Here is a 19,524-nt window from a genome sequence, read left to right on the forward strand (position 1 = left end):
AACGACGGTGCTGGGAGTTGTGATGGACTGCACGGTACGCGGGGCGGGACGCTGCGCGGGTGCCTGCCCGTGACCGTGCCCTCGCCTGCCTCGTGGCGGTGCTGTGGGGGCTGAACTTCCCCGCCACCGACCTCGCCCTCGCGCACTTCCCGCCGCTGCTGCTGGTGGCGTTGCGCTTCGCCCTGCTGGCCGTGCCGACGGTCCTGCTGGTGCCGCGCCCGCGGGTGCCGGTGCGCTGGCTGCTCGGCTACGGGCTGGGTTTCGGGGTGCTGCAGTTCCTGTTCCTGTACACCGCGATGGACGCCGGGATGCCGCCGGGCCTGGCCTCGATCGTCCTGCAGTCCTCCGCGCCGTTCACCGTGCTGCTGGGGGCGTTCCTGCTGCGCGAGAAGCTGTCCGGGCGGCAGGCGGCCGGTGTCCTCGTGGCGGTCGCCGGGCTGGCCGGCATCGCGCTGCACCGCGGCGCCGCCGACGGGGGAGCACCGCTGGCCGCGGTGCTGCTCACCCTCGCCGGGGGCCTGGGGTGGGCGCTGGGCAACCTGTCCAGCCGCCTGGCGCGACCGCCGCGGCCCCTGCACCTGGTGCTGTGGATGAGCGTGGTGCCCCCGGTGCCCGTGGCAGCGGCCTCGCTGGTGCTGGAGGGACCCGAGCGGGTCCTCACCGCCCTGACCACGGCCACCGCGACCACGACGGGGTGGCTGGCCCTGGCGGGACTGGCCTACGTCGTCGTCCTGGCGACACTGCTCGGCTCGGGCCTGTGGACGTCGCTGCTGGCCCGGCACCCCTCCGGCGTGGTCGCGCCGTTCTCGATGCTCGTGCCGGTCGCGGGGGTCTCCTCCTCCTGGCTGCTGCTGGGGGACCGCACGCCCGCGGTGGAGATCGCCCTGGGCGCCGTCGTCGTCGCGGGTGTGCTCGTCGGCGCGACCGGGCGTCCCGCCGCGGGCTCGCGGCGGCCGGAGCGGCCCGCAGTGCCAAGTCCGCTGCCGCGCCGGCGAACCCCCGGCGCCGCGAGACCGCTCGGCCCTAGCCTGCGGCCGTGACCTCCTCCTGGGACGACTCCCGCCGGGCCTTCGGGGACGCGGCGGCGTGGTTCGTCCGCACCGCCGCCCTCGTCGGGGACCGCTGGGACGCTCCCGGCCTGGGGGAGTGGGACGTGCGCGCCCTCGTCGGCCACACCAGCCGCTCCCTGTCGACCGTCGAGGCGTACCTGGCGCGACCGGCGCCGGTCGTCGAGATCACCTCCCCGGCGGGCTACTTCCGCGCCGTGAGCGCGGCCGCCTCCGCCCCCGGGGTCGCCCAGCGCGGGCACGAGGCGGGCCGGGCCCTGGGCGCGGACCCCGCGGCGGCCGTGGCCGAGCTCGCCGCGCGCGTGCTCGACCTCGTCGCCGCCCGCGACGGCGAGGAGGTCGTGACGACCTTCGCGGGCGGCATGCGCCTGGCGGACTACCTGCCGACGCGCACCTTCGAGCTGACCGTCCACACCGCCGACCTCGCCACCGCGCTGGACCTCGCGGCGGACGTGCCCGCCACCGCCGCCGCGCAGGCGCTGCACCTGGTCACCGACCTCGCCGTCGAGACGGGTCTGGCCGGCGCGCTGCTGCTCGTGGCGACCGGGCGCCCCGCGCCGCCGGGCGGCCTGTCGGTGCTGTAGCCGCGGCCGGTCAGCGGGCGAAGGCCCGGAAGGGGTTGCGCCGGCACAGCCGGTCGACCGCGCCCTCGTCCACCCCCGCGCCGCGCAGCGCCGGCAGGAACGACTCCGTCAGGTGGGTGAACGGGCGGGGTTCGCCCCCGCCGGGCAGGGCCGGGTCGAACCAGCCCGCGTCGTGCGAGAGCAGCAACTGGTCGCCGTAGCCCGCCTCCAGGGTCGTCAGCACGAGGTCCAGGGTGCCCTCGTCCGGGCCCTGGCCGACGTCGTCGAACTCGATCCACGCCCCCTGCTCCAGGACGGCCCGCCGCACACCGGCGTCGCCGATGGTCTGCGTGTGGATGGACAGGAACCGGTCGGGGGACAACCCCTCCGCGAGGGCGATCTCCAGCTGGCGCAGCAGGACCGACCCACCGGTGGTGTGGGTGCCGACGAGCGCCCCGGTGCGGGCGGAGGCCCGCGCGGCGGCCCGCAGGACCCGTTCCTCCACCGGTCGCAGCTCCTCCTCGTCGGCGGAGACCTTGATGAACGCGGCCGGCACCGCGGAGTCGTCGACACCCTCGACGAGCTCGCGCACCATCCACTCCTCCAGCGCCTCGTCACCGGCCTCGTACACCCACTGCGGCACCCAGGGTTCGCGGTAGACGCCCGTGGCCAGGGCGACCGGCACCCCCGTCGACCGGCTGACCTCGCCGATGAGGTCGGCCCGGCGGCCGAGACCCGGAGGCGTGCACTCCACGAGCGCCGTGACACCGGCGGCGACCGCGGCGGTGAGCAGGGGAGCCGCGAGGGCGTTGAACTCCTCCAGCGTCGCCTGCGCGAAACCCGGTGCGTCGGCGGGGCGGAAGTCGACGAACAGGTGCTCGTGCGGCAGGACCAGTCCCAGGTCATGAGCGCCCAGCGGTCCCAGCGTCGTGCGCAGCGTCGCCGCGGGGTCGCGGTCGTCCACGGTCACCTCCGGAGGGCGGCTGACGCCGGGGAGCACGGTACCTGCCGCACGACGTGACGCGCAGCGTCCACGGGACCGCTGCCGCGCACCTCGAGGGTCCGCCGGCGGGAGCTCACCGCGGTCCCCGGCGCAGGGACCGCTCGGCGAGCGCGGCGGTCAGCGGCACGAGCGGGCCGGTGGTGGGGCGAGCACCGCTCCCGGCGAGCCGGTGGGGGCGGTGTGCTCCGAGGGCTCCGGAACCGCTCAGCGGGCCTCGACCGGCACCTCGCCCGAGAGCGCACCGCCCCCGAGGGTGCGGCGGTGACGTACGTGCAGGGCCACAGCAGCCGCCAGCAACACCGCCGAGGTGACCCAGGCACCGGCCGGGGCGTGGACGTTCGCGCTCACGGCGATCGCGCAGCCCGAGGCGATCAGGGCGACAGCCAGTGCGGCGAAGAGGCGGTCGCCGTACAGGTGCACGAAGGGCAGGTAGTGAGCTCCGACGACGAGCGTGGCGGCCGGGAAGAACACGTCGGCGTCCTGCAGGCCGAGCACCACGGCCACCAGCATCCCGACGGGCACGGTCAGAGCGACCTGAGCGCCCAGGGCTGCCATCGGGTGACCGGCCGGCAGGGACGCGGGTCCTCCCAGCAGCCGCAGCACGAGGCTGGTGACGGGGAAGATCAACGTGCCTCCGATGAAGAGCGCCGCGATGCCTGCGGCGGGGGAGGCGGTGAGGTGGACGACGCCGGCGGTGGCCCAGACCGCGGCCGAGACGGCTTGACCGACCGAGCCGCCCCGGTAGGTGCGACGGACGTCGGCTTGCGCATCGGTGATCACCACGGCCGCAGTCTGGTCGATCGCGACGGGTCAGGCGCTGATCGGCCCGAGCGTGTCGAGGTGAACATCACCGGCGCGGGAGCTTCTCCTGGGGCGACGGGCGCAGCCGGCGGTCGCTGGGACGAGCAGCTGAGACGTCGGGACAACACGACTGCGACGTGGGACGAGTTCAGCGAGATGGGGGCATGGCCACTGGAACAGGACTTCTGGGGGAGCCGCGTGCCGTCCCACCACCTGCTGAATGTCATAATGTGCATTATCGGCGGTGTGCAGGGGCGGGTGGACAGGCCCGCGAGAGGGCCTCCGACGTGCCACCGGTCAGTACCGCCGTCGCAGTCCACCCCGCGCACGCGCGGCTCCGGCGGCTGACACGCGCACCGGTGGGACGACGCCACCCCCGACACCGGCTCGACGTCCCGGCTCGACGACGCGACTCGACGACGTGACTCGATCGAACGCCTCGGACGGCCTGCACGGGCTGCGCGTTCCTCCCGAGCCGTCGCGACCGTCCGTCGCGGCGCTGGGCCTGTTCGGCCGTCGACCCGGACGCGCCGCACGCACCGGCCGACGGTTGACGGCAGCGGATCCGCCTGCCGCACCGCCCGGGCGCGCCGCTCGGGCACCTGTGAGCAACTGGGAAGAGCTGGGAGGAACTGCGGGGAACCTCGCCCGGGCCGGCTGCGGTTCCCGGTCTCGAGACCCCCGCTCCGCCAGTTCCGCATAACAGCGATTATGCGTACCGCGGCGCGGGGACCAGGAAATCCCCCGCACGACGCTCACGCCAGAAACGTTGCGGTGCAACGGTTCTGGTTGCGCCAACACGCGTGGATCGGTACTGTGGCGGTATGACTCCCCCAGCGTCCGACGGCGGGGTCCGGACCGGCGCCACTCCCCTGGCGGACGCCGTCGCCGCCTACGAGGTGGCCCGCCTGCCCCGCAAGGACTCCCCCCACACGCTCGCCGCCCGCCGGCGCGACGTGGCCGCCATCGCGCAGCGCCTGGCCTCCGGCGCGGCCTGCTCCCCCGCCGACCTCACGCTGGCCCACCTGACCGTCCGCGCGGTCCGCGCCGCGTTCGCCGACTTCGCCGTCGACCACGCCCGCAGCTCCATCGCCCGCTGCTGGTCGACGTGGAACGGGGTGTGCGACTTCCTCGTCGCCGAGGAGCTCCTGGCCGGCAACCCGATGGCCGGTGTCCACCGTCCCCGGCCGGCCTCCACGAGCCCCAAGCCCCTGCGCGGTGAGGGAACCCCGGAGGTGCTGCTGGCAGCGGTGGCCACCGGTCCCTCCACCGCCCGCGACCCGTGGCCCGAGCGGGACCTGGCCGTGGTGGCGACGCTGCTGGTGACCGGGGTGCGCAGCGCGGAACTGCTGGGCCTGCGCGTGGGCGACCTCGTCGGCGCCCGCGGCGAGCAGCGCCTGCACGTGCGCGGCAAGGGTGAGCGCGACCGCAGCGTCCCCGTGGAGACCGCCCTCACCGACGTCGTCGAGGGGTACCTGCGCTCGCGCGCTCAGCGCCTGCCCCGCACCCGCGCGCTGCCGGCGGACGCGCCGCTGTTCGTGGACACCCGCGGCCGGGCGCTGACCCGCGACCAGCTGCAGTACCTCGTGCGGCGCGCCTACCGGCACGCCGGCGTCCACGACCGCGTCGCCCGCGGCGCCCTCGTGCACGCTCTGCGGCACACCTTCGCCACCCGCGTCGTCGCCGCCGGCGGCAGCGCGGTGGAGGTCATGCGCCTGCTGGGGCACCGCAGCCTGGTCACCTCCCAGCAGTACCTGGACGCCACGGCCCACGAGCTGCGCACCGCAGCCGCCGGCAACGCCTCCTACGCGGCGCTGCGGGCCCTCTCACCCGCCCCCTGAGCCTCCCGGCGCCGGAACCGCTCGGGGTGACCCGCTCAAGCGGTGGCGACGAACCGCTGCAGCACCCGCACCCCGAAGCGCAGCGCGTCCACCGGCACGCGCTCGTCGATCCCGTGGAACATGCCCGCGAAGTCCAGGCCGGCCGGCAGCCGCAGCGGCGCGAACCCGTAGCCGCGGATCCCCAGCCGGGAGAAGGACTTGTTGTCCGTGCCGCCGGCCAGGCAGTACGGCAGCACCGCCGCACCGGGGTCCTCCACCTCCAGCGCCTGCCGCATCCGCTCCACCAGCGGCGCGCCGAACGGCGTCTCCAGCGCGGTGTCCAGGTGCAGCGCCTCCACGTCCACGCGCTCCCCGGCCAGCTCGCGCACCGTCTCCAGCAGCGCCTCCTGCCGACCGGGCAGGAACCTGCAGTCCACCAGCGCCGTCGCCGTGCCCGGGATGACGTTGTGCTTGTACCCGGCCTCCAGCACCGTCGGGTTCGCCGTGTTCTGCAGCGTCGCCCCCACCCAGCGCGCGGTGGTGCCCAGCTGCTGCAGCAGCAGCGAGGGGTCGTCCTCGTCGAAGGCCTCTCCGGTGATCTCCGAGACGCCCTCGAGGAACTGCCGCACCGTCGCGGTGTGCTCGAGCGGCCAGGTGTGCGCACCGATGCGCGCCACCGCCTCGCACAGGCGCGTCACCGCGTTGTCGGTGCCCACCTGCGAGCCGTGCCCGGCGCGCCCGTGCGCCACCAGCCGCAGCCACGCGATGCCCTTCTCCGCCGTCTGCAGCAGGTAGGCGCGCCGGCCGGCCAGGTCCACCGAGAAACCCCCCACCTCGCTGACGGCCTCGGTGACGCCCTCGAACAGGTCGGGGCGGTGGTCGACCAGCCAGCTGGCCCCCTGCACCCCGCCGGCCTCCTCGTCGGCCAGGAAGGCCACCACCAGGTCGCGCGGCGGGCGCCGGCCGGTGCGGGCCAGCTCGCGCACCACCGCCAGCAGCATCGCGTCCATGTCCTTCATGTCGACCGCCCCGCGCCCCCACAGGCAGTCGTCGACCAGCTCGCCGCTGAACGGGGGCACCGACCAGTCCTCCGCCCGCGCCGGCACCACGTCCAGGTGCCCGTGCAGCAGCAGCGCCCCGCGCGCGGCCGTGCCCGCCGGGTCCCCCGGGATGCGCACCACGACGTTGCCGCGCCCCGGGAAGCCCTCCACGTACTCCGGGTCCAGGCCCACCTCGTGCAGCAGGCCCGCCACGTGCTCGGCCGCCGCCCGCTCACCGGGCCCGGAGCCGTCGCCGAAGTTGGAGGTGTCCGTCCGCAGCAGGTCCCGGCACAGGCCGACGACCTCCTCCTGCGCGGCCGCGGACGGCTCGAGGGTCATCGGGGCGGGCTGCTCGGCGTCCACGCCGCCCACCGTAGGTGACCGGCCCGGCGCCCGCCCGGAGCGCCCGCCCGGTAGCGTCCGGCGCCGTGGACGACATCGACGCCGCCCCCGACGAGGTGGACGAGGCGCCCGGCCCCGAGGCCGGGGATGCCGTCGACGCCGGCCGGCGCGCCGCCCTGACCGACAGCGTCCACGACGCCCTGCTGGAGCTGCTGATGAGCCGCGGCGTGGAGCCCGGCTCGCCGCTGCGCACCCAGACGCTGGCCTACCGGCTCGGCGTGTCGGCCACCCCCGTGCGCGAGGCCCTGGCCCGCCTGGAGGGCACCGGCCTGGTCGTGCGCTCCGCCCGCCGCGGCTACCGCGCGGCGCCCCTGCTGTCCGAGCGCGAGCTCGACCAGCTCGTCGACGTGCGCGTCCTGGTGGAGCCCGGCATCGCCGCGCACGCCTGCGCCCGCGCCGACGAGGCGTTCGTCGCCCGCCTGCGCGCGGCCGTCGAGGCCCAGCGCGCGGCCCCCACCGGCCCCGGCTACCCCGTCTTCAAGGAGTACCTGCGCGCCGACTGGGCCTTCCACGAGCTGCTCGCCGAGGGCACCGCCAACCCCTTCATGGTCCGCACCCTGGACGCCGTGCGCGGGTTCGTGCAGCGCCTGCACCAGGTCGAGGAGCAGGTCCCCGACGCCGCCGAGAGCGTCGCCGAGCACGAGGCCGTGGTGGCCGCCGTGGCCGCCGGGGACCCCGCCGCGGCCGCCGAGGCCATGCGCCGGCACCTGGAGCGGGTGCGCTCGCGGGCCGCCCCCGGACCCGGCACGCCGGGCGTCCCGGGCGCGGCGGCACCCGCGGGGGTGGTGGCCCGTTGACAGGAGGACGCCCCGGAGGGACCCTGAGCGACGGTTCTGAGCAGATTTTCTATACAATCAGCCGCGACCACCCGACACGACCTCGATGGAGCGATCAGTGAGCACGAGCGACGACGCCGCAGGCCTCACCAGCACGACGAGCACCAGCGTGTTCGACGGCTACCCCGACGTCCTCACCCGCGAGAACTGGCCGATCACCGTCCCGATGATGCCGCACCCCCACGTGCTGGCCGACGGGACGACGGTGCAGGAGCAGAGCGCGGAGGGCTGGGCCGAGACCCTGGAGGTCATGGTCGACGCCGGCTACACCAGCATCGACCCGACCGACACCTGGATCCGCATCGCCGACCTGTCGCCCGAGCGGCTGCAGGAGTTCGCCCGCACCGTGCGCGGCGCCGGCCTGAGCATCCCCGCCTTCTCCACCTCCCGCCGCAGCGTGATGGACCCCGAGCACTGGCAGGAGAACCTCGCGTACTCCCACCGGGCCATCGACGCCTGCGCCGCCATCGGCATCCCGCTGGTCAACTTCGGCTTCATGCGCGGCTTCACCCCCGCGCAGGCCAAGGCCCTGTGGTTCTGGCTCGAGCCCGGCTACGCCGACGACCCCTCGCCCGAGGCCCGCGCCACCGCCGTCGCCCGCGTCAAGGAGCTCGCCGTGCACGCGGCCGAGGTCGGCGTGCAGATCTCCCTGGAGATGTACGAGGACACCTACCTGGGCACCGCCGACTCCATGGTCCGCTTCGTGCACGAGGTCGGCATGGACAACGTGGGCCTGAACCCCGACTGGGGCAACATCGTCCGCCTGCACCGCCCGATCGAGAGCTGGGAGGAGATCGCCGCCAAGACCCTCCCGCTGACGAACTACTGGCACCTGAAGAACTACTACCGCGACGAGGAGCCCACCACCGGCTCCGTGCGCACGCACCCCGCGCCGCTGGAGTTCGGCACCATCAACTACCGCAAGGCCATCAAGCTCGCCGTCGACTCCGGCTTCCGCGGCGCCTTCTGCGTGGAGCACTACGGCGGCGACAGCATCAGCGTCGGTGCCACCAACCGCGAGTACATCCGCCGCGTCCTGCCCAAGCAGACCGCCTGGGCGCCGTTCCGCGCCCTCTGAGCGATCGAAGGAGACCGTTCGACATGACGAAGATCTTCGGGGACCCGTCCTCGTTCGTGGACGACGCGATGGCCGGTTTCACCGACCTGTACGCGCAGTACGTGCAGCCCGTGCCGCACGGCGTCGTCCGCTCCACCGCCACCCCCGAGGGCAAGGTCGCCGTGGTCGTCGGCGGCGGCTCCGGGCACTACCCGGCCTTCGCCGGCTACGTCGGCCCCGGCCTGGCCGACGGCGCCGTGTGCGGCAACGTGTTCGCCTCCCCCTCCACGCGGTGGGTCTACGACGTGGCCAAGGCCGCCAACCGCGGCGGCGGCGTCGTCCTCGGCTTCGGCAACTACGCCGGCGACATCCTCAACTTCGGTCTGGCCGCCGAGCGGCTGCGCGCCGAGGGCATCCCCGCCGAGCTCATCGTCGTCACCGACGACGTCGCCTCCGAGGGCCAGGGCGCCAACGGCGAACGCCGCGGCATCGCCGGTGACGTCGTCGCCTTCAAGATCGCCGGCGCGGCCGCCGAAGCCGGCTACGACTTCGACGGGGTCGTGCGCGCAGCCCGCCACGCCAACGACCTGACCCGCTCCATGGGCATCGCCTTCGCCGGCTGCACCCTGCCCGGCGAGACCGAGCCCCTGTTCACCGTGACCAAGGGCCACATGGGCGTCGGCCTGGGCATCCACGGCGAGCCCGGCATCTCCGAGGAGCCCATCGGCACCCCCGAGGAGATCGCCGAGCTGCTCGTGCAGCGCGTCCTGGACGGCAAGCCCGAGGGCGCCCCCGACACCGGGCGCATCACCGTCCTCGTCAACGGCCTGGGCTCCACCAAGTACGAGGAGCTCTTCCTCCTGTACGGGCCCATCGCGCAGCGCCTGCGCGCGGCCGGCTACGAGATCGTCGCCCCGCAGGTCGGCGAGCTCGTCACCTCCCTCGACATGGCCGGCGCCTCGCTGACCGTGACCTGGCTGGACGAGGAGCTGGAGACCCTGTGGACCGCGCCGGCCCAGTGCCCGGCCATGTCCGTCGGGCCCGTCATCGAGACCACCCCCGCCCCCCGCTACGAGGCGCCCGAGGACGAGGTCCCCGACTACTCCGGCACCCCCGAGGCCGCCGCCGCGGCCGGCCAGCGCGTGGCCGCCCTCGTCGAGACCGTCCGCGACGCCCTCAAGGACGCCGAGGCCGAGCTCGGCCGCATCGACGCCATCGCCGGCGACGGCGACCACGGCACCGGCATGGTCAACGGCTCCGTGGCCGCCGCCGAGGCCGCCCGTCGCGCCGCCGACGCCGGGGCCGGCGCCGGCGCCACCCTCAGCGCCGCCGGCGGCGCCTGGGCCGACCGCGCCGGCGGCACCTCCGGCGTCATCTGGGGCGTGCTCCTGCACGCCTTCGCCGACGCCCTCGGCGACGAGGACGCCCCCAGCGCCCAGCAGGTCGCCGCCGGCGCCACCGCCTCCGTCGAGGCCGTCCAGCGCCTGGCCGGCGCCCGCGTCGGCAACAAGACCATGCTCGACGCGCAGGTCCCCTTCGCCGAGGCGCTCGCCGCGCGCGTCGAGGCCGGCGACGACCTGAAGACGGCGTGGACCGCCGCCGCGCAGGCGGCCACCGAGGCCGCCGAGGCCACCAAGGACCTGCGCCCGCAGATCGGGCGGGCCCGGCCCCTGGCCGAGCGCTCCCTGGGCCACCCCGACGCCGGCGCCGTCTCCCTGGCGCTGGTGACCCGCACCGTCGCCGACCAGCTCTGAGACCCACCCGACCCACCGATCCCCGAGGAGGGACCCCGTGAGCGAGAACACCACTCCCACCTGGCGCGTCGTGCTCGCCGCCGACGACGCCGGCCTGCCGTACAAGGAGGCCATCAAGGCCGACCTGGAGAAGGACCCCCGCGTCAGCGAGGTCATCGACGTCGGCGTCCAGGGCGACGAGGGCACCGCCTACCCGCACGTGGCCGTCGCCGGCGCCCGCAAGATCGCCGCCGGCGAGGCCGACCGCGGCATCTTCGTCTGCGGCACCGGCATGGGCGTGGCCATCTCCGCGAACAAGGTCGCCGGCATCCGCGCCTCCGTGGCGCACGACTCCTTCTCCGTGGAGCGCCTCGTGCTCTCCAACGACGCGCAGGTCCTGGCCCTGGGCCAGCGCGTCATCGGCCTGGAGCTCGCCCGCCGCCTGGCCAAGGAGTTCCTCGGCTACGTCTTCGACCCCGCCAGCGCCTCCGCCGCCAAGGTCGACGCCATCAAGGGGTACGAGACCGACGCCGACGCGGACGCCTCCTCCGCCTGCTGATCACACCTGTCGGAACCCCTTCCTAGGATGCGGACCATGACGACGCGCCCACGGCCCCTGGTCGGCGTGAGCCTGAAGATGTACTTCTCGCTCGCCCGCACCCGCAGCTACCTCGCCGACCTCGCCGGCCTCGGCCCGGTCGTGGCGGACAGCGGCGTGGACGTGTTCGTCGTGCCCGACTTCCTCAACGTCACCACCGCCGTGGACCTCCTGCGGGACACCCCGGTCGCCGTCGGCGCCCAGGACGTCTCGTGGGAGGACTACGGCGCCCTGACCGGCGAGGTCTCCCCCGCCGCCCTCGCCGACGCCGGCGTGAGGTTCGTGGAGATCGGCCACGCCGAGCGGCGACGCATGTTCGCCGAGGACGACATCGTCACCGCCCGCAAGGCCGCGGCCGTGGCCCGCAACGGCCTCGTCCCCCTCGTGTGCATCGGCGAGAACGTGGCCGTCGACGTCGAGGACGCAGCCCGGAGCGCCATCGACCAGGTCCTGGCCGCGCTCGAGGACGTCCCCGCGGACGCCGAGGTCGCGATCGGCTACGAGCCCAACTGGGCCATCGGCCAGCCCGAGCCGGCACCCCCGGAGCACGTCGTCGGCGTCACCACCCGCCTGCGCGAGGCCCTGGCCCACCGCAGCGGCACGACGCGCATCCTCTACGGCGGCAGCGCAGGCCCCGGCCTGTTCACCAAGGTCGCCGAGGGCGTCGACGGCCTGTTCCTGGGCCGCTTCGCCCACGACGTCCACAACTTCCGGGCCGTGATCGACGAGATCGCGGACCACCGCGGGACGCGCGGCACCTGAGCGCAACCCGCAGCAGCACCAGCAGGACCACCAACCAGCACGTCGACGACGACCCCGACGATCGGAGCACTCCCCGTGGCCACCGCACCCCGCACCGACAGGATCACCCGCGTCGCCCAGGTGGGCACCGGGTACATGGGCGGCGGCATCGCCCAGTCGCTGGCGCTCGCCGGCGCCGACGTCTGGCTGGCCGACGCCGACGCCGAGTCGACCCGGCGCAACTACGAGCGCCTGCTCAACGAGTCCCGCCTGTTCGAGGGCCAGGGCCTGTTCGCGCCCGGCAGCACCGAGGTCCTCGAGCAGCGCTTCCACCCCGCGGAGTCCATCGAGGAGGCCGTCGCCGACGTCGACTTCGTCGAGGAGGCCGTCTTCGAGGACCCGCAGGTCAAGAAGGACGTCCTCTCGCGCGTGGAGAAGGCGTCCGCGCCGGGCACCATCATCGGCACCAACACCTCGACCATCCCGGTCAAGGTGCTCGCCGAGGCGTTCGAGGACCCCTCGCTGTTCCTCACGGTCCACTTCTCCAACCCGGCGCCCTTCATCCCCGGCGTGGAGCTGGTGACCGGCGAGGCGACGAACCCGGCCGTCCTGCCGATCATCGACGAGCTGCTCACCCGCGCCGGCCGCCGCGGCGCCCAGGTCAAGGACGTCCCCGGCTTCGTCCTGAACCGCCTGCAGTACGTCCTGCTCAAGGAGGCCATGACGGTCGTCGAGGAGGGCGTGGCCACCCCCGCCGACGTCGACACCATCGTCTCCACGACCTTCGGGTTCCGGCTGCCGTTCTTCGGGCCGTTCGCGATCGCCGACATGGCCGGCCTCGACGTGTACGCCAAGGGCTTCAAGGTCCTGGAGGACCACTTCGGCGAGCGGCTGTCCGCGCCGGGCAACCTCCTCGAGCTCGTCGCCGCCGGCAAGTACGGCACCAAGACCGGCTCCGGGTTCCTCGAGCTCGAGCCCGAGAAGCTGGCCGCGCTCATCGACTACCGCAACAAGGCCTACAAGAAGATGCAGGAGCTGCTCGACGAGCTGGGGCCCTCCCCCATCGCCGAGTGACGACCCGCGAGCTGCGCTGAGCTGCGCCGAGACGAGGGAGGGGCGCGTGTCCCGGGAACGGTCCACCCGGCAACCGTTGGCCGACAAGGTCCACGACATCCTGCTGGAGGAGTTCCTGGCCGGGACGCGCGCCCCCGGCGAGCCGCTCAACATCGCCGTCCTCACCCGCGAGCTCGACGTCAGCCAGACCCCCCTGCGGGAGGCCCTGGCTCGCCTGGAGCACACCGGTCTGGTGCGCCGCGAAGCCCTCAAGGGCTACCAGGTCGCCCCCCTGCCCACCGACGACGAACGGCGCCAGCTGCTCGAGGCGAGGATCGTCCTGGAACCGGCCCTCGCGGCCGGTGCTGCGCGCCGCTCGTCGGCCGACCTGCTGCGCGAGCTGGAGCGCACCACCGCCGTCCTGGAGGTCGCCGCCCGCCAGCGGCGCGACGACAGCGCCGCGGTGCGCGAGTGGCAGGTCGCCGACGAGCGCTTCCACGCCCTCCTCGCCGAGCGGTGCGGCAACGTCCACCTCGCCGCCGCCTTCGCCGCTCTCTCCGGGCAGATGCAGCGCGCGCGCTTCGCCGCCGCCCGCTCCCCCCTCGACCCCGGCCCCAGCGCGGTCGAGCACCGCCGGATCCTCGACGCGGTCACCGACGACGACCCCCGCCGGGCCGAGGCCGCCATGCGCGAGCACTTGACCGGGGTCCTCGAGCGGTCGGGGTTGTAGTCGTCGTTGTTAATGGGTGTGTTGTTAGATTCTGCCTATAGTATGTGAAAATGGATGGCGACTGCGCGGGAACCGTGGTCACCTGATCCCGTGAGAGCCGTCTTCCTCGCCGTCGCAGGGCAGGTCGGCGCGTCCGCCCTCCTGCTGGCCGGGACCCCCACCCGCTGGGCCGTCCCGGCCGTCGTCCTGGGTGCGGCCGTCGTCGCGTCCGTGGCCGTGCCCCCGCTGCGCGGCCAGCGCGCCACCCCGGCCGACGCCGTCACCCTGACGCGCCTCGCGCTGGCCGGGACGGTCGCCGCCGGCACCGTGGTCGCCCTGGCCGGCGGTGGGGACGCCCGCTCCTGGACGTTGACCGTCCTGCTCGTCCCCGCCGCAGCCCTGGACGCGCTCGACGGGTACGTGGCTCGCCGGACCGGCTCCTCCAGCGACCACGGCGCCGAACTGGACATGCAGTCCGACGCGGCGCTGCTGCTCGTGCTGTCGGTGCTCGCGGCGACGGTCGTCGGCCCCTGGGTCCTGCTGCTCGGGCTCATGCGCTACGGCTACGCCGTCCTGGCCCGTGTGCGGCCGGCGCTGCGCGCACCGCTGCCGCACAGCCAGTTCCGCCGCGTCGTGGCCGGAGCGCAGGCCGCCGCGCTGGCCGTCGCCCTCGTCCCCGCGGTCCCCGCCGCGCTCGCCGCCGTCGTCCTGGGGACCGCCCTGGCGGCCCTGACCGTCTCCTTCGTGCGCGACGGCGTGGGCGCGGAGCTCGCTCAGCGGGCCCGGTCGCTGCCGACGACCTCCTCGCCCGCGCTGACCCAGGCGGCCATCCCCCCCGCCAGGTGAGTCACGTCGCGCCGGCCCTGCTGCCGCAGCCGGCGCAGGGCGGTCGCGGACCGGTGTCCGGCGGCGCAGTGCAGCACCACCGGACCCTCCGGGAGCGCGGCCGCGTCCAGCGACGCCAGCGGCACGAGCAGAGCTCCGGGGATCGCCGCTGCCGCGTGCTCGTCCGCCTCGCGCACGTCGACGACCGAAGGCGGTCGCGGCCCCGCCAGCGCGGCGGCCAGCTCGGCCACCGTCGTCTCCGGCAGGTCCTCCCCCGGCGGGCCGTCCGCCGGCACGGCCCCCTCGGCCCCCTCGGCCCGCTCCCCCGCCCCGGACGCCCCCGCAGCGGACCGCGGGCTCGTCCCGGGAGCCGACCGGGACCGCACCTCCAGCGACCGCCACGAGCCCGCCAGGGCGTCCAGGACCAGCACGCGCCCCACCGCCGGGCGCCCGGCCCCCGTGATGACCTTGACCGCCTCGGTGACCATGACGGCCCCCACGGCGGCGCACACGCCCCCCAGCACGCCCGCCTCACCGCAGGACGGGACGGTGCCCGGCGGTGGCGGCACCGGGAAGACGTCGCGGTAGACCGGTCCCCGTCCGGGCCAGAACACCGCGGCCTGCCCGTCGAAGCGCAGCACCGCGCCCCACACCCACGGCGTGCCGGTGCGCACGCAGGCGTCGTTGACGACGTACCGGGTGGCGAAGGTGTCCGACCCGTCCAGGACGAGGTCGTAGCCGTCGACGATGGCGTCGGCGTTGGCGGGCGTCATCCGCTCGCGGTGCCGCACCACCCGTACCAGCGGGTTGGTGGCCGCGAGGGCGTCCGCGGCGCTGTCCACCTTCGCCCGCCCCACGTCGGCGCTGCCGTGGACGACCTGCCGGTGCAGGTTGGACTCCTCCACCACGTCGTCGTCGACGACGCCGAGGGTGCCGACGCCGGCGGCGGCCAGGTACAGGAGCGCCGGCGAACCCAGGCCGCCGGCACCCACCACGAGGACCCGCGCGGCTTTCAGGCGACGCTGCCCCACCTCCCCCACCTCGGGCAGGAGCAGCTGGCGCGCGTACCGGCGGCGCTCGGCGGTGGTCAGCGCGGGAGCCGGGTCGACGAGGGGCGGCAGGTGCACGCCAGGAGTGTGCCCCGGTCGGCGGCGCTCGCGGGTGGGTGGGGCGTCAGCCCCGGCCGTCCAGGTCGTCGAGGGACCGCTGGAGGGCGGCGGCACCGGTGGTGTTGAGGCCTCGCGCTATAGTATTTGAAAGTCCATCGGCGCTGCGCGCGGCCACCCGGCCGTCGACCTCCAGCAGCAGCCCGCCGGCCGCCTCCAGGACGCCGAGGACCGCAGGAGCCGTGAGCTCCTCGAGCGAACCCGCCGGTCCGTCCAGGACGACGCACCCCACGACGCGCGAGGACTCCCCCGCGTCGTCGACGACGGGGACGGCCACGACGACCTCGTGCAGGCCCCGCAACCGCTCCCACGCCTCGTCGCCCAGCGAGCCCCTCCCCTCCTGCGGGGTCGCGGTCAGGTCGACGGCCACGACGCGCCCCTCGGCGACGCTGCGTCCCAACACGCCCTGGCCCACCGCCCACGCGGTGCCCGACGCGCCGGGCCGCCGCCGGGCCCGCACCCGGTGCAGCCGCACCAGGCGGTCCCCGCGCACCCGGTACGCGGCGGTGGCCAGCTCGCGGGCGTCGCGGCCGGTCAGGTCGACCACCGCCCACAGCGCGCCGCTGAGCAGCCGGTCCAGCACCTCCCGGCGCGCCCCGCGCCGCCGCGAGCGCACGCCGGCGACGGCCGACCACGTCGTGGAGGCGACGGCGAGCGCCGCGGCGAGGACGACGAGGAGCACGACGGTGGAGGTGGGCGGGTCCCAGGCGTCGGTGCGCTCGACGCCGAGGCCGACGGACACGGCGGCGGCCAGGACGGCGAGGGCGACGTCCCCGGCGGGTCGCAGCCAGCCCGGTGTCACGGGGTGTCCAGGGGCTGGGTGGCGCTGGTCTCGTCGGGGGTGGTGGTGCCGCGCAGGCGGCCGACGGCGCGCATGAGGTGGTAGGTGGCGATGGCGGCGGCGGTGCCCAGGGCGATGCCCTCGAACTGCAGGCCGCCGTCGGTGACGACGGTGTAGTTGGCGATGCCGACGACCAGGGAGACGGCGGCGGTGGTGAGGTTGGCGGGCTCGGAGAAGTCGACGCGGTGCTGGACCCAGATGCGGGCGCCGAGGACGCCGATCATCCCGTAGAGGAGGGTGGCGGCGCCGCCGAGGACGCCGGCGGGGACGGTGGCGACGAGGGCGCCGAACTTGGGCGAGAGGCTGAGCAGGAGGGCTGCGGCGGCGGCGACCCAGTAGGCGGCGGTGGAGTAGACCTTGGTGGCGGCCATGACGCCGATGTTCTCGGCGTAGGTGGTGGTGCCGGAGCCGCCGCCGGTGCCGGCGAGGGTGGTGGCCAGGCCGTCGGCGAGGAGGGCGCGGCCGGTGAGGGGGCCGGTGTCGCGGCCGGTCATGGCGGCGACGGAGCGCACGTGGCCGACGTTCTCGGCGACGAGGACGAAGACGACGGGCAGGAAGAGGGCCAGGACGCTCGCGTCGAAGGCGGGGGCGGTGAACTGCGGCCAGCCGATCCAGGCGGCTTCGGCGACGGGGGTGGTGTCGACCTCCCCGCGCAGGGCGGCGACGCCGTAGCCGGCGACGACCCCGAGGAGGATGGCCAGGCGCCCGAGCAGGCCGCGGAAGGCGACGGTGGCCAGGACGATGGCGGCCAGGGTGGCCAGGGCGGTGCCGGGCGAGGCGCGGAAGCCGGAGCAGGTGCCGTCGTCGCCGCAGCTGCCCCAGGCGGCGGGGGCGAGGTTGAGGCCGATGAGGGCGACGATGCTGCCGGTGACGACGGGGGGCATGAGGGCGTCGATCCAGCGGGCGCCGGTGAGGTGGACGACGGCGCCGACGAGGGCGAGCAGGGCGCCGGTGAGCAGGACGCCGCCGGCGGCGACGGCGGGTCCGGCGGTGGCGGAGGCGGCGAGGATCGGGGCGATGAAGGCGAAGGAGGAGCCGAGGTAGCTGGGCAGCCGGTTGCCGGTGAGCAGGAGGAAGAGGGCGGTGCCGACGGCGGAGAAGAAGAGGGTGGCGGAGGCGGGGAAGCCGGTGAGGGCGGGCACCAGGACGGTGGAGCCGAACATGGCGACGACGTGCTGGGCGCCGATGCCGGTGGTGCGCCACCAGCTGAGCCGCTCGTCGGGGGCGACGACCTCGCCGGGGGCGACGTGGCGGCCGTCGCCGTGCAGGCGCCAGCCGAGGCGCGGCGCCGCCGGCTGCGGGGGGCGGGGGGTGTCGGGGGTGCGGTTCGGGGTGCCCATGCCGGTACGTCGTGCCTCTCGCGCGGTGGTGGGGTGTTCGCGGGGCGCCGCCGCCGGGGCGGGCGCTCGCCCGCCGAAGACTAGGGTCTGCGGGCGTGGGGGTGACCGGGTGAGCGCGGAGGTGGGCGCGGGGGTGCGCGCGTGGTGAGGGGGCGCCGGCTGCCGCGCCCGGCGCCGGGGCGCCGGTCCGGACCGCGCACGGAGGTGGAGCGGGCGCGGGACCTGGTGCACGACGGCGCGATCCCGGCGGCGACGTTCGGGCGGCGCAGCCTGGTGGACAGCGGTGTCTACCGGGACGGGCGGCGGGTGGCCTCCCCGGCCTCGCTGGGCGAGACGTTCGCGCTGCTGCGGGCGGAGGACACCGCGCAGGAGGGCTCGTTCGCGTGGATGGGCCTGTACCGGCCGGCCGAGGACGAGCTGGAGTCGCTGGCGGCGGAGTTCGGGCTGCACGAGCTGGCGGTGGAGGACGCGGTCCTGGCGCACCAGCGCCCGAAGCTGGAGCGGTACGGGGACACGCTGTTCGTGGTGCTGCGCGCGGCGCGGTACGTGGACGAGCGCGAGGAGGTGGAGTTCGGGGAGCTGCACCTGTTCATCGGCCCGGACTTCGTCATCACGGTGCGGCACGCGGAGTCGCCGGACCTGGCGCTGGTGCGGCGGCGGATGGAGGAGCAGCCGGAGCTGCTGGCGCTGGGCACCGAGGCGGTGCTGTACGCGGTGCTGGACGTGGTGGTCGACGGGTTCGCGCCGGTGCTGCGGGGGCTGGAGCAGGACGTCGACGAGATCGAGAGCCAGGTGTTCGGGGGCGACCCGGCGGTGTCGCGGCGCATCTACGAGCTGTCGCGGGAGGTGGTGGACTTCCAGCGGGCGGTGGCGCCGCTGACGCAGATGCTGGCGGGGCTCAGCGCGGGGTTCGCCAAGTACCGGGTGGACGAGGAGCTGCAGCGGTACCTGCGGGACGTGGCCGACCACGTGACGGTGGCGACCGAGCGCATCGAGGGCTTCCGGGTGATGCTGCGCGACATCCTCACGGTGAACGCGACGCTGGTGGCGCAGCGGCAGAACGAGGAGATGCGCTCGCTGACGGAGGCCAGCTACGCCCAGAGCGAGGAGGTGAAGAAGATCTCCGCGTGGGCGGCGATCCTCTTCGCCCCGACGGTGGTGGGTGGGGTGTACGGCATGAACTTCGAGGTGATGCCGGAGCTGGGGTGGGCGTGGGGCTACCCGTTCGCGCTGGCGCTGATGCTGGGGGTCAGCGTCCTGCTGTTCACGCTGTTCCGGCGCCGCGGCTGGTTGTGAGCCCGGCCCGGGGTGCCGGCGCGCGCCTGGCCGGGGGTGCGCGCGGCCCCTACGGTGACCGCGTGACGAGCCGGCGACGACGCCCTGAGGGCCGGGGTGCGGCGCGGGGCGGGGTGCCGCGGCTGGAGCCCGTGCGGCTGCCGGAGCTGGCCGCGGGGCTGCCCGGCGACCTGGGCCCGCGCGCGCAGCCGGAGGCGCTGGAGTTCGCGGACCTGCGCCTGGAGGTCTTCGACGTGTCCGGTGGTGCGGTGCGCGAGTGCCGCCTGCGCGGGGTGCGGGCGCAGGAGGCGCGGTGGCGCTCGGCGCGCTGGCGGGACGTGGAGGTCGTCGACCTGGACGTGCCGGTGGTCGCCGGTGCCGGGGTGGACTGGGGCGGGGTGCGCCTGGAGCGCTCGCGGCTGGGTTCGGCGGAGCTGTACGACGCGACGTGGCGCTCGGTGGAGCTGGTGGACTGCCGCCTGGGCTACGTGAACCTGCGCGGCGCGGACCTCGCCGACGTGGTCCTGCGCGGCTGCACCGTGGAGGAGCTGGACCTGGCGGGGGCGGGGGGGGGGGGGGGGGGGGGGGGGGGGGGGGGGGGGGGGGGGGGGGGGGGGGGGGGGGGGGGGGGGGGGGGGGGGGGGGGGGGGGGGG

At 75.3% G+C, this 19,524-nt stretch carries 19 protein-coding genes; 13 read left to right on the plus strand and 6 right to left on the minus strand.

All coding sequences use genetic code 11. The annotated features are described in order from the left end of the window. Positions 1–59 precede the first annotated feature (59 nt). Both ACRYMY_RS12795 and ACRYMY_RS12800 read left to right on the plus strand, forming a co-directional pair. Entirely contained in the window at positions 60–1,040 is a 981-nt protein-coding gene (locus ACRYMY_RS12795; protein ID WP_432547639.1) for an EamA family transporter, read from the plus strand. Then, positions 1,037–1,651: a maleylpyruvate isomerase N-terminal domain-containing protein gene (locus ACRYMY_RS12800; protein WP_432547640.1), complete on the plus strand. Its 615-nt coding sequence runs from the start codon at positions 1,037–1,039 to the stop codon at positions 1,649–1,651. The genes ACRYMY_RS12795 and ACRYMY_RS12800 overlap by 4 nt, the downstream gene beginning before the upstream one ends. A gap of 10 nt (positions 1,652–1,661) precedes the next feature. Here ACRYMY_RS12800 and ACRYMY_RS12805 read toward each other — a convergent pair whose 3' ends face one another. Beyond that, positions 1,662–2,594 carry a phosphotriesterase family protein gene (locus tag ACRYMY_RS12805; RefSeq protein ID WP_432547641.1) on the minus strand — a complete coding sequence of 311 codons (933 nt, stop codon included), beginning with the start codon at positions 2,592–2,594 and terminating at the stop codon, positions 1,662–1,664. Positions 2,595–2,837: 243 nt separating this feature from the next. After that, a complete protein-coding gene (locus ACRYMY_RS12810) occupies positions 2,838–3,416 on the minus strand; it encodes a DUF7010 family protein (protein ID WP_432547642.1) in 579 nt (192 codons plus the stop codon). A gap of 842 nt (positions 3,417–4,258) precedes the next feature. Here ACRYMY_RS12810 and ACRYMY_RS12815 point away from each other — a divergent pair. Continuing rightward, on the plus strand, positions 4,259–5,275 hold the full coding sequence (locus ACRYMY_RS12815; RefSeq protein ID WP_432547643.1) for a tyrosine-type recombinase/integrase: 1,017 nt from the start codon (positions 4,259–4,261) through the stop codon (positions 5,273–5,275). 35 nt (positions 5,276–5,310) lie between these two features. Here the strand turns inward: ACRYMY_RS12815 and ACRYMY_RS12820 are convergent, their stop codons facing one another. Then, positions 5,311–6,633, minus strand: coding sequence for a M20/M25/M40 family metallo-hydrolase (locus tag ACRYMY_RS12820; RefSeq protein WP_432547658.1), 1,323 nt, complete (start codon positions 6,631–6,633; stop codon positions 5,311–5,313). Positions 6,634–6,722: 89 nt separating this feature from the next. Between ACRYMY_RS12820 and ACRYMY_RS12825 the strand changes: the two genes are divergently transcribed. The 8 genes from ACRYMY_RS12825 to ACRYMY_RS12860 all read left to right on the plus strand — a co-directional run bounded on the left by ACRYMY_RS12825 (position 6,723) and on the right by ACRYMY_RS12860 (position 14,269). Further along, positions 6,723–7,493, plus strand: coding sequence for a GntR family transcriptional regulator (locus tag ACRYMY_RS12825; protein WP_432547644.1), 771 nt, complete (start codon positions 6,723–6,725; stop codon positions 7,491–7,493). Positions 7,494–7,698: 205 nt separating this feature from the next. Then, on the plus strand, positions 7,699–8,610 hold the full coding sequence (locus tag ACRYMY_RS12830; RefSeq protein WP_432547659.1) for a sugar phosphate isomerase/epimerase family protein: 912 nt from the start codon (positions 7,699–7,701) through the stop codon (positions 8,608–8,610). Between the two features lie 23 nt (positions 8,611–8,633). Then, positions 8,634–10,343, plus strand: a complete 1,710-nt coding sequence (locus tag ACRYMY_RS12835; RefSeq protein ID WP_432547645.1) for a dihydroxyacetone kinase family protein — start codon at positions 8,634–8,636, stop codon at positions 10,341–10,343. Between the two features lie 37 nt (positions 10,344–10,380). Beyond that, positions 10,381–10,881: a ribose-5-phosphate isomerase gene (locus ACRYMY_RS12840; protein WP_432547646.1), complete on the plus strand. Its 501-nt coding sequence runs from the start codon at positions 10,381–10,383 to the stop codon at positions 10,879–10,881. Positions 10,882–10,917: 36 nt separating this feature from the next. Next, positions 10,918–11,682 carry a triose-phosphate isomerase family protein gene (locus tag ACRYMY_RS12845; protein ID WP_432547647.1) on the plus strand — a complete coding sequence of 255 codons (765 nt, stop codon included), beginning with the start codon at positions 10,918–10,920 and terminating at the stop codon, positions 11,680–11,682. 75 nt (positions 11,683–11,757) lie between these two features. Further along, positions 11,758–12,735: a 3-hydroxyacyl-CoA dehydrogenase family protein gene (locus ACRYMY_RS12850; protein WP_432547648.1), complete on the plus strand. Its 978-nt coding sequence runs from the start codon at positions 11,758–11,760 to the stop codon at positions 12,733–12,735. A gap of 76 nt (positions 12,736–12,811) precedes the next feature. Further along, complete coding sequence (locus tag ACRYMY_RS12855) at positions 12,812–13,444, plus strand: GntR family transcriptional regulator (RefSeq protein WP_432547649.1); 633 nt, start codon at positions 12,812–12,814, stop codon at positions 13,442–13,444. A gap of 90 nt (positions 13,445–13,534) precedes the next feature. After that, a complete protein-coding gene (locus tag ACRYMY_RS12860; protein ID WP_432547650.1) occupies positions 13,535–14,269 on the plus strand; it encodes a CDP-alcohol phosphatidyltransferase family protein in 735 nt (244 codons plus the stop codon). On the opposite strand, the gene moeB is transcribed toward ACRYMY_RS12860, so the two are convergent. Genes moeB through ACRYMY_RS12875 form a run of 3 tightly spaced genes read right to left on the minus strand, consistent with a single transcriptional unit; the run spans position 14,197 to position 17,595 of the window. Continuing rightward, positions 14,197–15,375 (minus strand): molybdopterin-synthase adenylyltransferase MoeB, encoded by a 1,179-nt coding sequence (gene moeB, locus ACRYMY_RS12865; protein ID WP_432547651.1) that lies wholly within the window; start codon positions 15,373–15,375, stop codon positions 14,197–14,199. The two genes, ACRYMY_RS12860 and moeB, sit on opposite strands and share 73 nt — an antisense overlap. Positions 15,376–15,421: 46 nt before the next feature. After that, on the minus strand, positions 15,422–16,216 hold the full coding sequence (locus ACRYMY_RS12870; protein ID WP_432547652.1) for a hypothetical protein: 795 nt from the start codon (positions 16,214–16,216) through the stop codon (positions 15,422–15,424). Next, complete coding sequence (locus ACRYMY_RS12875; protein ID WP_432547653.1) at positions 16,213–17,595, minus strand: uracil-xanthine permease family protein; 1,383 nt, start codon at positions 17,593–17,595, stop codon at positions 16,213–16,215. Before ACRYMY_RS12875 ends, ACRYMY_RS12870 begins: the two co-directional genes overlap by 4 nt. Positions 17,596–17,799: 204 nt before the next feature. Between ACRYMY_RS12875 and ACRYMY_RS12880 the strand changes: the two genes are divergently transcribed. Together ACRYMY_RS12880 and ACRYMY_RS12885 are read left to right on the plus strand one after the other, a co-directional pair. Continuing rightward, a complete protein-coding gene (locus ACRYMY_RS12880; RefSeq protein WP_432547654.1) occupies positions 17,800–18,891 on the plus strand; it encodes a magnesium and cobalt transport protein CorA in 1,092 nt (363 codons plus the stop codon). 62 nt (positions 18,892–18,953) lie between these two features. Then, the coding region (locus tag ACRYMY_RS12885) for a pentapeptide repeat-containing protein (RefSeq protein WP_432547655.1) at positions 18,954–19,524 on the plus strand (571 nt) is incomplete at its 3' end.

The sequence above is a fragment of the Kineococcus haloalkalitolerans genome (assembly GCF_050871905.1).
Taxonomy (GTDB): Bacteria; Actinomycetota; Actinomycetes; order Actinomycetales; family Kineococcaceae; genus Kineococcus.

Excerpts from the sequence above, each read along its gene's own strand:
- ACRYMY_RS12815 (WP_432547643.1), top strand. The coding sequence starts at position 4,259 with ATGACTCCCCCAGCGTCCGACGGCGGGGTCCGGACCGGCGCCACTCCC.
- ACRYMY_RS12820 (WP_432547658.1), bottom strand. The coding sequence starts at position 6,633 with ATGACCCTCGAGCCGTCCGCGGCCGCGCAGGAGGAGGTCGTCGGCCTG.
- ACRYMY_RS12830 (WP_432547659.1), top strand. The coding sequence starts at position 7,699 with ATGATGCCGCACCCCCACGTGCTGGCCGACGGGACGACGGTGCAGGAG.
- ACRYMY_RS12835 (WP_432547645.1), top strand. The coding sequence starts at position 8,634 with ATGACGAAGATCTTCGGGGACCCGTCCTCGTTCGTGGACGACGCGATG.
- ACRYMY_RS12845 (WP_432547647.1), top strand. The coding sequence starts at position 10,918 with ATGACGACGCGCCCACGGCCCCTGGTCGGCGTGAGCCTGAAGATGTAC.
- ACRYMY_RS12875 (WP_432547653.1), bottom strand. The coding sequence starts at position 17,595 with ATGGGCACCCCGAACCGCACCCCCGACACCCCCCGCCCCCCGCAGCCG.